The 12677-nt window shown below is 61.5% G+C and carries 14 protein-coding genes; 7 read left to right on the top strand and 7 right to left on the bottom strand.

Annotated elements, in window-relative coordinates:
• The first annotated feature begins 130 nt into the window (after positions 1-130).
• The 5 genes from ACFX4T_RS19835 to ACFX4T_RS19815 all read left to right on the top strand — a co-directional run bounded on the left by ACFX4T_RS19835 (position 131) and on the right by ACFX4T_RS19815 (position 5140).
• Positions 131-1144, top strand: a complete 1014-nt coding sequence (locus ACFX4T_RS19835; protein ID WP_377653560.1) for a hydroxyacid dehydrogenase — start codon at positions 131-133, stop codon at positions 1142-1144.
• A gap of 61 nt (positions 1145-1205) precedes the next feature.
• A complete protein-coding gene (locus ACFX4T_RS19830; RefSeq protein WP_377653559.1) occupies positions 1206-2489 on the top strand; it encodes an ABC transporter substrate-binding protein in 1284 nt (427 codons plus the stop codon).
• 103 nt (positions 2490-2592) lie between these two features.
• Positions 2593-3519: a carbohydrate ABC transporter permease gene (locus ACFX4T_RS19825; RefSeq protein WP_377653557.1), complete on the top strand. Its 927-nt coding sequence runs from the start codon at positions 2593-2595 to the stop codon at positions 3517-3519.
• A complete protein-coding gene (locus ACFX4T_RS19820) occupies positions 3519-4451 on the top strand; it encodes a carbohydrate ABC transporter permease (RefSeq protein ID WP_223947017.1) in 933 nt (310 codons plus the stop codon). Before ACFX4T_RS19825 ends, ACFX4T_RS19820 begins: the two co-directional genes overlap by 1 nt.
• Positions 4448-5140, top strand: a complete 693-nt coding sequence (locus tag ACFX4T_RS19815; protein ID WP_377653554.1) for a hypothetical protein — start codon at positions 4448-4450, stop codon at positions 5138-5140. The genes ACFX4T_RS19820 and ACFX4T_RS19815 overlap by 4 nt, the downstream gene beginning before the upstream one ends.
• Positions 5141-5408: 268 nt before the next feature.
• Here the strand turns inward: ACFX4T_RS19815 and ACFX4T_RS19810 are convergent, their stop codons facing one another.
• A complete protein-coding gene (locus tag ACFX4T_RS19810; protein ID WP_216926732.1) occupies positions 5409-5747 on the bottom strand; it encodes a hypothetical protein in 339 nt (112 codons plus the stop codon).
• A gap of 109 nt (positions 5748-5856) precedes the next feature.
• Here ACFX4T_RS19810 and ACFX4T_RS19805 point away from each other — a divergent pair, with 109 nt between their 5' ends.
• Together ACFX4T_RS19805 and ACFX4T_RS19800 are read left to right on the top strand one after the other, a co-directional pair.
• Complete coding sequence (locus tag ACFX4T_RS19805; RefSeq protein WP_377653551.1) at positions 5857-6477, top strand: hypothetical protein; 621 nt, start codon at positions 5857-5859, stop codon at positions 6475-6477.
• 86 nt (positions 6478-6563) lie between these two features.
• The gene (locus ACFX4T_RS19800; protein ID WP_377653549.1) at positions 6564-7022 is read left to right on the top strand and encodes a hypothetical protein; all 459 of its coding nucleotides are present in this window, start codon (positions 6564-6566) and stop codon (positions 7020-7022) included.
• Between the two features lie 42 nt (positions 7023-7064).
• Here the strand turns inward: ACFX4T_RS19800 and ACFX4T_RS19795 are convergent, their stop codons facing one another.
• The 6 genes from ACFX4T_RS19795 to dnaK all read right to left on the bottom strand — a co-directional run bounded on the left by ACFX4T_RS19795 (position 7065) and on the right by dnaK (position 12535).
• Positions 7065-7367, bottom strand: coding sequence for a DUF3040 domain-containing protein (locus ACFX4T_RS19795; protein WP_216926734.1), 303 nt, complete (start codon positions 7365-7367; stop codon positions 7065-7067).
• Between the two features lie 159 nt (positions 7368-7526).
• The gene (locus ACFX4T_RS19790) at positions 7527-8294 is read right to left on the bottom strand and encodes a carboxymuconolactone decarboxylase family protein (protein ID WP_377653547.1); all 768 of its coding nucleotides are present in this window, start codon (positions 8292-8294) and stop codon (positions 7527-7529) included.
• Positions 8295-8417: 123 nt separating this feature from the next.
• Positions 8418-8840 carry a heat shock protein transcriptional repressor HspR gene (locus ACFX4T_RS19785; RefSeq protein WP_223947022.1) on the bottom strand — a complete coding sequence of 141 codons (423 nt, stop codon included), beginning with the start codon at positions 8838-8840 and terminating at the stop codon, positions 8418-8420.
• An 11-nt stretch (positions 8841-8851) separates the two neighbouring features.
• Positions 8852-9829, bottom strand: a complete 978-nt coding sequence (locus ACFX4T_RS19780; protein ID WP_223947023.1) for a DnaJ C-terminal domain-containing protein — start codon at positions 9827-9829, stop codon at positions 8852-8854.
• A gap of 178 nt (positions 9830-10007) precedes the next feature.
• The gene (locus tag ACFX4T_RS19775) at positions 10008-10667 is read right to left on the bottom strand and encodes a nucleotide exchange factor GrpE (protein WP_216926738.1); all 660 of its coding nucleotides are present in this window, start codon (positions 10665-10667) and stop codon (positions 10008-10010) included.
• A gap of 2 nt (positions 10668-10669) precedes the next feature.
• The gene (gene dnaK / locus ACFX4T_RS19770) at positions 10670-12535 is read right to left on the bottom strand and encodes a molecular chaperone DnaK (protein WP_216926739.1); all 1866 of its coding nucleotides are present in this window, start codon (positions 12533-12535) and stop codon (positions 10670-10672) included.
• Positions 12536-12677 lie beyond the last annotated feature (142 nt).

Below are 12677 nucleotides of genomic sequence, written 5' to 3'. Positions count from 1 at the left end.
TTTAGATCAATCCCGATTGAGTTGAATGAACTGTCTTGTTCATGAGTATGTACTGATTATTAGATGTGATGCAACACATAAATGTCCGGTCGAACAAGCCGGCTGAAATTCCGAAGGGAGGATCCCCTCAATGTCGCTCAAGCCCCAGGCACTGCTGGTCATGAATAGCGGAACCTTTGCTGACCAGTTCGATTCGGCGCGACTGGAGCGGCTGGCAGGACTCGTCGATCTTGGTGAAAACCCCTGGACCAATTCCCTTGACGAGCCCGGGCTCGCAGGACGGTTGGAGGAGGTGGAGATCCTTCTCACCAGCTGGGGCGTTCCGCGCCTGAACGCTGAGCGTTTGGAACGCATGCCTAAACTTCGGGCTGTTTTCCACTGTGCAGGAACCGTCAGAAGCTTTGTCAGCGACGAACTGTGGGACCGAGGAATCACCGTCACCAACGGGGCCGATGCCAATGCGATCCCGGTGGCGGAGTTTACGTTTGCCTCGATCGTCCTGGCAGGTAAGAAGGCTCACGTCCTGGCCAACGATGCCCGCACCTTCCGCGAGGACTGGAGCTACATCACTGGCCGCGGTGAAGTGGGCAACATCGGCCGTGTGGTGGGTGTCATTGGCTTTTCACGAATCGGACGCCGGGTGGTGCAACTGGTCCAGCAACTCCAGGATGTCACCTGCCTTGTCAGTGATCCGTACGCCGATCCCCGCGAGGTAGCTGCGGCCGGCGGCAGGTTAGTACACCTTGACGAGCTCCTGCCAGTGTCCGACGTCGTCAGTATCCACGCGCCTGCGCTGCCCGAAACGCGGAACATGATCAGCACCGCAGAACTGCAGTCCATGAAAGACCACGCGACACTCATCAACACCGCACGTGGCTCACTGGTGGACACCGCAGCGCTGGAAAAGGAGTGTGCCACTGGACGAATCACTGCCCTCCTGGACGTCACAGAGCCAGAACCGCTCCCGGCGGACTCACGACTGTATGACCTTCCCAATGTGATCATCACACCCCATATTGCTGGCTCCCTCGGGACCGAAACCAGACGGATGTCCGATGCCGCGTTGGACGACCTTGAACGATATCTCGCCGGCAAGGACCTCCTGGCCCAAGTAGTACATGACGACCTTGGCCTCAGCGCCTAGGCCCTCCCACCCCGGAGCCGCAGCCGCGGCAGACTTAAACACCTCACTAAGGAGAAACGCAATGAAGCGCACAACCCTCGCCGCAATCGCCCTGGCGGTGACAGCAGGGCTCGGACTCACCGGCTGTGCCGGCGCCGCTGGTCCTGCTGAACCCAAGGCGGCCGAAGGCAAGACCCGCCTTACCGTCTCCGTCTGGAACTACGAGGGCACCCCAGAGTTCAAGGCACTTTTTGATGGCTACGAGGCCGCCAACCCCAACGTGGACATTGAACCCGTAGACATCCTGGCTGACGATTACCCCCAGAAGGTCACCACCATGCTGGCCGGGGGCGACACCACTGACGTCCTCACCATGAAGAACGTCATCGACTACTCCCGCTACGCCAACAACGGCCAACTGCAGGAAATCAACGGTGTGGTGGACAAGGTTGGCAAGGACAAACTGGCTGGCCTGGACGCATTCGACATGGACGGCAAATACTTCGCCGCCCCCTACCGCCAGGACTTCTGGCTCCTGTACTACAACAAAGACCTCTTCAAGGCTGCAGGTGTCGATGACCCGAAAGACCTGACGTGGGACCAGTACACGGCATTGGCCAAGAAGCTCACCACAACCGGCGCTGACGGCAAGAAGGTGTATGGAACCTACCACCACATCTGGCGTTCCGTGGTGGAAGCGATCTCCGCAGCGCAGAACGGCAAGGACCAGACCAGCGGCGACTATGGCTACTTCGAAGATCAGTACAACACCGCCCTGGACCTGCAGAAGTCCGGCGCCACCTTGGACTACGGCACGGCCAAGAGCCAGAAGACCAGCTACCGCACCATGTTCGAAACGGGCCAGACAGCCATGATGCCCATGGGCACCTGGTACATCGCCGGCATCCTCCAGGCCAAGAAGGACGGCAAGACCAACGTCAACTGGGGCTTGGCTCCCATGCCGCAAAAGAACGACGACGGCAAGGTCACCACATTCGGCTCCCCCACAGCCTTCGCTGTGAACAAGAACGCTGTACATTCCGATGAAGCCAAGAAGTTCATTGAATGGGCAGCCGGCGAAGAGGGCGCCAAGGCCATCTCCAAGATCGGCGTAGTCCCTGCCCTGCAGGACGACGCTGTCAAGGACGCCTACTTCAAACTCGACGGCATGCCCACGGACGATCTCTCCAAGAAGGCTTTCACCCCGGACACCACTGCTTTGGAAATGCCCGTCAGCGACAAATCCGCCGCAACGGACAAGGTCCTCAACCAGGAGCACGACCTGATCATGGTCGGGGAAAAGTCTGTGACAGATGGCATCGCCGAGATGGGCAAGCGCGTCAAAAGCGAAGTCCTCGGTCAATAGCCTCCCGGGTTCCGGTACCGCCCAATTACGCGGTACCGGAACCGGACCCTGAACTCTCCTGATCCTGAAATGGAGGAACGCTTCCGCCCCGGGAGCGGTCATCATGACTACAGAAACAATCACCCAGGTGCCTGCCCCCGTGCGCAGCCGCGGCAACAGGAAGCAAGCAAGGCGGAATACGCTGATCGGCTGGACGTTCATCCTTCCGAACTTCCTTGGATTCCTGGCCTTCACCCTCATTCCCGTTGTGGCGGCTTTTGCCCTCTCCTTCATGGAATGGACCTCGTTCAGCGCCCCCAAATGGGTTGGCCTGGCCAACTTCCAGCGCATGTTTGCCAGCGACTCCTTCTGGATCGCCTTGCGCAACACAGTGGTCTATGCTCTCGGCCACGTCCCTCTCACCATGGCGCTCGCCCTCATTCTGGCGATGCTGTTGAACCGAAAGCTCAAAGGCATCGGCTTCTTCCGGGTGGCGATCTTCTTCCCGTACATCACCTCCCTGGTGGCTGTCGCGGTCGTCTGGAACATGCTCTTCAGCCCGGACAGCGGACCCATCAACCAGTTCCTGCACTCGATTGGCATCGCCAACGCGCCCGGCTGGACCTCCAGCTCCGACTGGGCACTTCCGGCAGTGATCATCACCAGCGTATGGCGCGACATGGGCTATTACATGGTGCTGTACCTGGCCGGCCTGCAAGCCATCCCTACCGAGCTGTACGAAGCAGCCGAAGTTGACGGCGCCAGCGCCTGGCAGCGCTTCTGGAACGTCACCATTCCGTCCTTGCGCCCCACCACCTTCTTTGTGGTGGTCATGCTGACCGTCTCCAGCTTCAAGGTGTTCGACCTGATCGTGGTCATGACCGGTGGTGGTCCCGGACGGTCCACTACCGTGCTGTCCCAGCTCATCTACCAGGAAGGCATCGGCGAAGGAAAGTTCGGCTACTCCTCGGCCATCTCGCTGGTCCTGTTCATCATCGTGTTGACGGTCACCGTCCTGCAATTCAAGATCCAACAGCGGAGGGAACGCTGATGACCAACATGGCCGAAGACCTCAAAGCCGAGGCTCCATTCCTCGGTACCAGGATCACGGAAGCTGCGGAAGACCGCCGTCGTACTGACCGCAAGCGCTCCCCGCGCGAGCAGAAGAAGCGCACCGCGAACGTAATTATCTACGGCGTGCTCGTGGTCCTGGTGGTGGCGCTCATGGTGCCCTTCATCTGGATGCTCTCCTCGTCGTTGAAGGAGAACAACCAGGTCCTGACCGTCCCCATCCAGTGGATTCCCTCCGAATTCGTGTGGAGCAATTACACGGATATCTGGACCCGCATCCCCATGATGGGTTACCTGCAGAACTCGCTGTACCTCGCAGTGGTCATCACGTGCCTCCAGGTCCTCACGGGCTCACTCGCCGCCTACGGATTCTCGAAAGTCCGCTTTCCCGGACGCGACGTGCTGTTTCTCTGCTACATCGGCACCATCGCCGTTCCGTGGCAGGCCTACATGGTGCCGCAGTACATCATGATGCAGCAGCTCGGCCTTACGAACAGCTTCAACGCCCTGATCCTGCTGCAGGCCTTCGGCGCGTTCGGGGTGTTCCTGATGCGCCAGTACTACATGACCATCCCGGATGAACTTTGCGAAGCTGCCCGCATCGATGGCCTGAGCGAGTACGGCATCTGGGCCCGCGTTATCCTCCCGCTGTCCAAGCCCGCCCTCGCCAGCCTGGCCCTGCTCACGTTCGTGAACACGTGGAACGACTACATGGGCCCATTCATCTACCTCACGTCCAACCGGCTCTGGACCGTACAGCTGGGCCTGCGTTCCTTCGTGGGCCAGTTCGACGCCGAATACGCCATGATCATGACCGGTTCCGTGATCTCGGTAATCCCGATCCTCATCATCTTCCTCATCGGACAGCGCTACTTCATCCAGGGCATCGCGACGAGCGGGATGAAGGGATGAGTACCTTGCGCGCTCCCCGGCGCTGGACCGGGCCAGGATTCGAGACCTTCGGAAGCATCTTCGGGTTCATCTACACCTTCCTGGCCGGAAACGTCCTGCTCGCGGTGGCCAACGCTCCCCTGGTGCTCTGCCTCGCGTTGGTTGCAGACCCCGCAACCGCGTGGCCGTTCTTCCTGGCGCTCTCGGTCACCATAACGCCATCGCTCGCCGGCATCTTCACTGCATTCAAGGCGTTGAACGACGACGGCGGCGCGGTCAAGCCGGTTGTCGCGTTCCTTCGGGGATACAAGCGCAGTTTCACTCGTTCCGCCCCGTTGGGTTTGGGCGCGGTGGCGCTGCTGGTGTTCCTGGGAGTGGACCTGGCCATTATCCAGTCCATGCCGGCTGCTGCACTTCTGGTACCGCTGATCGTCGTAGTAGCCGCCGTAACGGTGAGCCTGGCCGTTACGGCGATTGCCGGCGTCGTACTTTTGCCCGAAGCGAAGCTCAAAAGCATCCTCAAGGCCTCGTTGTTTCTTGTGATTCAGCGCTGGTACCTGAGCCTGGCCATGCTGGTCCTGCTGGGAATCATCGTGTCCGCGGCCGTGCTCCAACCAATCCTGGGCATCGCACTGGCGCCCGCGCCGCTGCTGTTCGTGATCTGGAGCAACGCTACGTACGCTTTCCACGCCGTGCTGCGCGAGGCATAGCCCAGGGCGCGACAGCGTGCCCGCCAATTCCGATGCTCTCTCACATCCTGACGCGTTTTCCCGGTTCCTCCCTCACATGATGTGAGAGAACGTTCCGGATTAAGGGCTGTGATGTGAGAGAGCATCCAGGGTTGCCTGACCCGAATCGGTTCCTCTCGCACATCCCGACGCGTCTTCACGGTTCCTCTCGCACATCCCGACGCAAGAAGGGGACCAGCTCAGCTGGTCCCCTTCTTCGCGTTCAGTGGCCGCTAGGCCGCGGATGTCATTAGCCGCGGCAGAGCTCGCCGTACTTGGTGCCGGCTTCCTGGTAGGCGGCGGAAAGCTCGCCCATCTTGTTCTCGTCCGGGGATTCCTTCACGAGTTCATCCGAGTATTCAAGGATGGCCGTGACCACGGGCTTCATCTCGTTGGAGGCAACGGGTTCAATGGGGCGGATGGCGTTTGCGACGCGAATGGTCGCAGTCTTGCTCGCGTTGCTCGGGAGGCTGGCTACGGCGACACCCACCCGGTCACACGTTTCTGCGGTGGTCAGCTGCGGCGAAGAGCATGCTGAAGCCGTGGCAAGCAGCCCGGCAGCGATCAAGACAGTGGTGAGTTTCTTCATGATTCCCTCAATAGTCGGCGCGTCCCTTCGATTGTAAACAGTGCAGGGGCAAGGCCGCGCATTGGGCCCCGTATCGAACGGGACCGTGCACTGGCCTAGGCTGGAGATCATGGCGATTATTCACAAGGCAACCCTGTCCCCGTCCAAGCTCGAGCTCATCGCTGGGTACCTGCCAACGCAGCCCTGGTTCATCCAGGGTGGTGCCCCGGAGCTCATTGGGGCCTACCGTTTTGACGATCCCGCCGGCGAAGTCGGGCTGGAGACGCACGTCGTCGTCGCAGGTGAGCGCATCTACCAGGTCCCCCTGAGTTACAGGGGATATGAACTGGCAGGCGCCCAGGAATGGCTTATCGGCACCATGGATCACTCCGTCCTTGGCAAGCGGTGGGTCTACGACGCCTGCGCCGACCCCGTCTACGTCAGGGCGCTCGCCACCGCCATCCTCACCGGCCAGGAAGAGGCTGCACTGATCGTGGATGGCGAGCCCGAGCCCCGGCCCAGCACGGTTAACGTGAAGGGAAGCGGAACGCTCGACGGCGGCGTCCCCGCCCTGAGTGCCTCGGCCCCGGTTTCGGGCACGGGTGTGACGATTATCGACGCAGGCGGAGTGCGCTTGAAGGTCGCCAGGGTTCTGGAAGTCGCAACTGAGCTCCACAGCGAGTTGACCCTCAGCGGCAAGTGGGCCGGACTGGAGAACCCCGTGGAGCTGGCAGCCATAATCCCGGCCTGAAAAGAGCGCTGCGTTCGGGCACCTTTTGGTCGCGCACCCCGCAGCGTAGTCTGGCAACGGGGCCATCTACTCCGTGAGGGGTTCACATGTACAAAGCACAAAACATCATTCCCGCAGCACAGGACCTCGCAGCCGAGTGGGTGAAGCACGCAGCGGAGGGCACGTCGTCACAAGCTGACGCGGTTGTGGGTTGGGCGTTGTCCCGGATCAATCACGCCGATGTCCCGTCTGTTGTGCACGGCGTAATGCTCACGCTGACCGGGAACCGTAAAGCTGCAAAGAGGGCTCAGCGCACCGCTACCAGAGCGGTCAAGAGGACAACGCAAACTTTGAGTCGTCGAACCAGCCAGCGGAGTTCCCCGCGTGCCGGGTGGTTGGTTGCCTTAGCAGTCGCTGGCGTCGGGGCGGGCCTAGTGCTCGCATGGCGAATGATGGTGCCTCCCGGAGAGCCGGCCCCTGCCGAGCAGGCCATGAAGGCCACCAAGCCTTCCCCACCGGATGACGCTTCTTCCCCGTCTCCGGAGGTGCCGCCGGAGACTTACTGAAGCAGGTCGGATTAGTGTCCGGCTGGTCCGGTTCCTGCCGGGCTAGTCCGGCTTGGCTTCATCGTGTCGTCGCGTCCTTCTCCTGAGGACCATCCTGCTGAACAGTAAGTAGGCGCCTGTTCCAGCGAGCAGGAACCCGACCACACCCACAAGGACGAGTTGTGTGATGATCCCGGCAATGACCATCGCGAAACCAGCCAAAACTGCCAGGACACCAAAAACTGAGCGCGCCACAGCACCGCGCGGGCGCCCTGACTTCAGCTGGAGGTCCAGGTCAGGATCCGATGAAGCGAGATCCCGCTCAAGCTCTTCCAAACTCCTGCGTTCTTCATCCGACAACGACATCGGAATCTTCCCTCACTACACGAGCATGAGACGCTTTCCAGCGCCTACACGCCAACCACTAGCACGTGCCCTTCTTGCCGTGCCATGACTTCATTATCGTCCTTTTGTGGCCACTATCCACAGCTGAACCCAGGTGAACAGTCGTACTGGTCCTCAGGCCTACTGGTCCTCATGTGCCGGGGCCACCTCGTTCAGTATTCGCAGCGCGTTGAGCGTACGCGGATACCCGATGTAGGGCAGCAATTGCGTGATGACGTCGAGCATCAGCCCGCGGCTGTTTCCTACGTTCAGATTGGCAAGGACGTGGCCCCTGACCTGTGGTTCGCAGCCTCCCAGGGAGATAAGCATGGACAACGTGAGGAGTTCACGCCTCGGGACGTCAATGCCGGTACGTGTCAGGTAATCGCCGAAACAGTTACCGGCCAGGTAGTCCTGGATGTGCATCTCATCCGATGCTGCTGCGGCACGCATCCCGTCGATGCTTTCGGCGCCTATGATCTCTTTCTGGATCGCCAGCCCTTTCTCCGCCCGGTCTTTGGGCGTCGTGGTGGACTGGCCGGGAACAGGCAGTTCCACGCCGAATTCTTTGAGGATTTCATTGGTGGCGTGCAGGAAATCGGAAACTTTGCCCATGCCGACGTACGGGACGGCTTGGTAGACAAGTTCCTTCACCTCCACCGGGGTCACCCCAACGGTAAGGGCGGCGCCGAGCAACGCACGGTATTCACGCATTCCTTGTGACGCGATAAGGGATGCGAGTTGGACCATGAGCCTTGTCCTGGCGTCCAGTCTCCCGTGGCTCAAGACCTCGTCAAAGGCGAAGTTGTTGAAGACCTCAACGAGTTCGGGGTCTGTTACCGCCAAGACGGGGAGCTGACCGGGAAAGAGGTCGTCGTGATTCCGTCGGGCCGTTTCGGTGGGTGACATCTTGGGGCCTCTCTTTCGTCACCTTAAATGACACCCCTTTTCCGCGCCCAGTCCAATAGAGCCGCCCAGCCCAATAGAGTGAGCGCCCAGCAAGTTCTCTCTGTGACGACCACGGCCGAGTGGCTACTCCCCCGGCCGGGGCCTCCACACCACAACGGCTTGCGACCGCGCGCGGGGTCGTTGGCCGCGGGCCAGACTGACGACGTCGCCGGCTGCTCCAGCTGCGAATATGCGCGTGTCCAAGGGACTTCGACGGCGGGTCAGTTCTTCTGTGAGCTCAGCCACCCGGTACTGCAACGCCGCTACCTGGTTTTCAAGGTCCAGGATGCGCCTGATGCCTTCGAGCGAAACGCCGGACTGCGAGAGGCGCTGCACCTCCCGCAGCTTTTCGACGTCGTTCTGGGAGTACCGCCGCGACTTCCCGGGGGCACGGCTGGGCGAGACGATGCCCAGGCGGTCGTACTGGCGCAACGTCTGCGGATGCATGTCGGCAAGCTCCGCGGCGACGGAGATGACAAAGATCGGCTGGTTGACGTCGATTGCCATGACCCGTCTCCTTACAACCGGGCCTTCGCGGCCAGGTCGTGACGCGGGTTGGCGTCGGTGGTCGCGGCAGCAAATGCCTTCACGGCCTCCTCCGCTTCCTTGTTCAGGTTCTGGGGGACGGCGACGTCGATAGTCACCAGGAGGTCACCGGTCGCCTTTGACGTTTTCACGCCCCGGCCCTTGACCCGGAGGGTACGACCCGACGGTGTTCCGGCCGGGACACGCACCTTGACGGTGTCGCCGTCGAGCGTTGGAACCTCAATGGTCGCGCCCAGTGCAGCTTCCGCGAACGTGACGGGCACGTGGATGCGGATGTTGTCGCCGTCGCGCTGGAAAAACTCGTGCGGCTTGACGTTCACCGTGATGATGAGGTCACCGTTTCCGGCTGGGCCAACGTTGCCCTTGCCGCGTTGCCGGACTTTCTGCCCGTCCTTGATGCCTGCGGGGATCTTGACGTCGATCACGTGGCCGTTGCTTTCACGCAGGCTCACAGTAGTGCCCTTGATGGAACCAGCAAAAGAGATGGACGTCGTCGCAGTGCGATCCGAGCCCTTCTGCGGTGCCCGCTGGAACCCGGTCTGGCCTCCACCAAAGCCGCCACCAAACAGGTCAGCAAACTCCGGAGGGATGCCACCGGCACCCGAAGGCTGACGCGCGCCGCCACCAAACAAACCACCGAACAGGTCCTCGAACCCACCGTTGGCGCCAGCACCGCCGCCACGCCCCGCCCCCGCACCGGGAGCGAACCGGGCGCCACCCATGGCACGGATGGCGTCGTACTGCTGCCGGTCCTCAGGATTCGACAAGACCGAATAGGCCTCGGAAATGTCCTTAAACTTCTTCTCCGCAGCAGCATTCCCGGAATTGGTATCCGGATGATGCTGCCGCGCCAGTTTGCGGTAAGCCTTCTTAATATCCGCGTCGGACGCGTCCTTGGCGATACCAAGGATCGCGTAAAAATCCTTTTCAACCCAGTCCTGGCTGGCCAAGAGCGTTTCCTTTCTAAAACTAACAAAAGCGTACGGCGAGACTACCTCTTAGCCGTAGCGGATGAGGGGGCCCGGGAGTGGCTTCGGGCCTACCGGAGCCGGGTGGCTTTGGATCGAAGATCCCAAGCCACCCGGCGTAGGGGCGGGGCCCCCTCATCAGCGAAGGCGGAGCGTGAGACTACGCCGGTACAGCCACGATCACCTGGGCTGCTCGCAGAACCCGCTCACCTGAGCGGTATCCAGAGCGCAGCACCTGGCTGACCGTGTCCACGTCGATGTCCTCGCCGGGCTGCTGGATGAGTGCCTCGTGGATGGTGGGGTCGAATTCGACACCGGTTTCCGCGATGCGTTCCAGTCCGTACGTCTTCAGCGCGTTTTCCAGTTTGGTGGCGATGGCGGCGAAGGGGCCGTCTTCGAGGTCACCGTGCTGGCGTGCGGCGTCGACGTCGTCCAGCACCGGGAGCAGGGAGTTCAGGACGCCGATGACGGCCATTTCCCCTGCTACGGCGCGGTCGCGTTCGACCCGCTTGCGGTAGTTGACGTATTCAGCCTGAAGGCGAAGGAGGTCGTTGCGGAGCTCCGCTGCCTGGGCTTCAGCCGCGGCGCCGGAGGCTACCGATTCCTCGGCCGGGACTTCTACCCCGTTGAGGATTTCCTCAGCCTGGGAGAGAGCGTCACCTTCCGTGGGGGCGGCGTTGCCTTCGGTGTGAGCAGCAGCTTCGCCTTCGGGGTGGCGGGCAGCCCCGGTTTCCGGGTCAACCTTGCGGTTGTCCCGAATTACGGGCTTGCGCGGCTCGTTGCCTTCAGAGTGCTCTGCTTCGTTGCCGTGGTGGGGCATGGCTACTTCTTCGCTTCGTCTTCGTCGATGATTTCAGCGTCGACGATGTCTTCGTCTGCTGCAGTCTTCTCGCCGGCCGGAGCGCCTTCAGCACCGGCACCCGGAGCGTCAGCTGCGGCTGCCTGCGAGTAGATGGCTTCGCCGAGCTTGGTCTGGGAAGCCTGCAGCTTCTCGAAGGCCGTCTTCACAGCGGCGTCGTCGGTGCCTTCCAGCGCGGACTTGAGGGCGTCGACGTCGGCCTTGACCTCGGTCTTGACCTCTTCGGGCAGCTTGTCGTCGTTGTCGGCGATGAGCTTGTCCACTGAGTAGGCGAGCTGCTCGGCGGAGTTACGGGTGTCCGTAGCTTCGCGGCGGGCCTTGTCCTCTGCAGCGTGCTCCTCGGCTTCACGGACCATGCGGTCGATGTCTTCCTTGGAGAGTGCCGTGCCACCGGTGATGGTCATGGACTGTTCCTTGCCGGTGCCCTTGTCCTTGGCGGACACGTGGACGATGCCGTTGGCGTCGATGTCGAAGGTGACCTCCACCTGCGGGACACCGCGGGGTGCCGGAGCGATGCCGGTCAGTTCGAACGTGCCCAGCGGCTTGTTGTCGCGGGTGAATTCACGCTCGCCCTGGAAGACCTGGATGGCCACGGACGGCTGGTTGTCGTCTGCGGTGGTGAAGGTCTCGGAACGCTTGGTGGGGATGGCCGTGTTGCGCTCGATGAGGTGCGTCATAACGCCACCCTTGGTTTCGATGCCGAGGGACAGCGGCGTGACGTCGATGAGGAGGACGTCCTTGCGCTCACCCTTCAGGACACCGGCCTGGAGTGCAGCACCGACGGCCACAACTTCGTCCGGGTTGACGCCCTTGTTGGGCTCCTTGCCGCCAGCAAGTTCCTTGACGAGCTCGGAGACAGCAGGCATGCGGGTGGAGCCACCGACGAGCACGATGTGATCGATGTCGGAGACCTTGATGCCGGCTTCAGCGATGACGTCGTGGAACGGCTTCTTGGTGCGGTCCAGCAGGTCCTTGGTGAGGTCCTGGAACTTGGCACGGGTCAGCTGCTCGTCCAGGTGGACCGGGCCGTCGGGGGTGACGGACAGGTACTGGAGGGAGATGTTGGTGCTGGTGGAGGAGGAGAGTTCCTTCTTTGCCTGCTCTGCAGCTTCACGGAGACGCTGGAGGGCGATCTTGTCCTTGGAGAGATCGATGCCCTTGATCTTGAGCTGGTTCAGCAGCCACTCGACGACGCGGTTGTCCCAGTCGTCGCCACCGAGGCGGTTGTCACCTGCGGTTGCACGGACCTGGATGGTGGAGAAGTTGTCTTCGTCCTTGCCGACCTCGAGGAGGGAGACGTCGAAGGTACCGCCACCGAGGTCGAAGACCAGGATGAGTTCGTCTTCCTTGCCCTTGTCCAGACCGTAGGCCAGTGCAGCCGCGGTGGGCTCGTTGACGATGCGGAGGACGTTGAGGCCTGCGATTTCGCCGGCTTCCTTGGTGGACTGGCGCTCGGCGTCGTTGAAGTATGCCGGAACGGTGATCACGGCGTCAGTGACCTTTTCACCCAAGTAGCTCTCGGCGTCGTTCTTGAGCTTCATGAGGATACGCGCGGAGATTTCCTGCGGCGTGTACTTCTTGTCGTCGATGGCGACAGACCAGTCGGTGCCCATGTGGCGCTTGACCGAAGCGATGGTGCGATCGATGTTGTTGACGGCCTGGCGCTTGGCGATCTCGCCGACCAGGACTTCGCCGGACTTGGAGAACGCAACGACCGACGGCGTGGTGCGGCCGCCTTCTGCGTTGGCGATGACGGTGGGCTCGCCACCTTCAAGGACAGAGACCACGGAGTTAGTGGTTCCGAGGTCGATACCTACTGCACGTGACATATCTTGTTTCCTTTCAATGGCCGATGTTGGAGATTGCCCCCGGCACCGGCCCGCCAGGCGGTTGGGTTTTTGGGAGCCCACTCAACAATCGGCTAGTTGAGCGTTCTGCACTCAACTGTACTCAGCCTCGTTTCAATGTCAA

Source organism: Paenarthrobacter sp. YIM B13468, assembly GCF_042788025.1.
GTDB lineage: Bacteria > Actinomycetota > Actinomycetes > Actinomycetales > Micrococcaceae > Arthrobacter > Arthrobacter aromaticivorans.
This window is presented reverse-complemented; position numbering and strand designations above follow the sequence as displayed.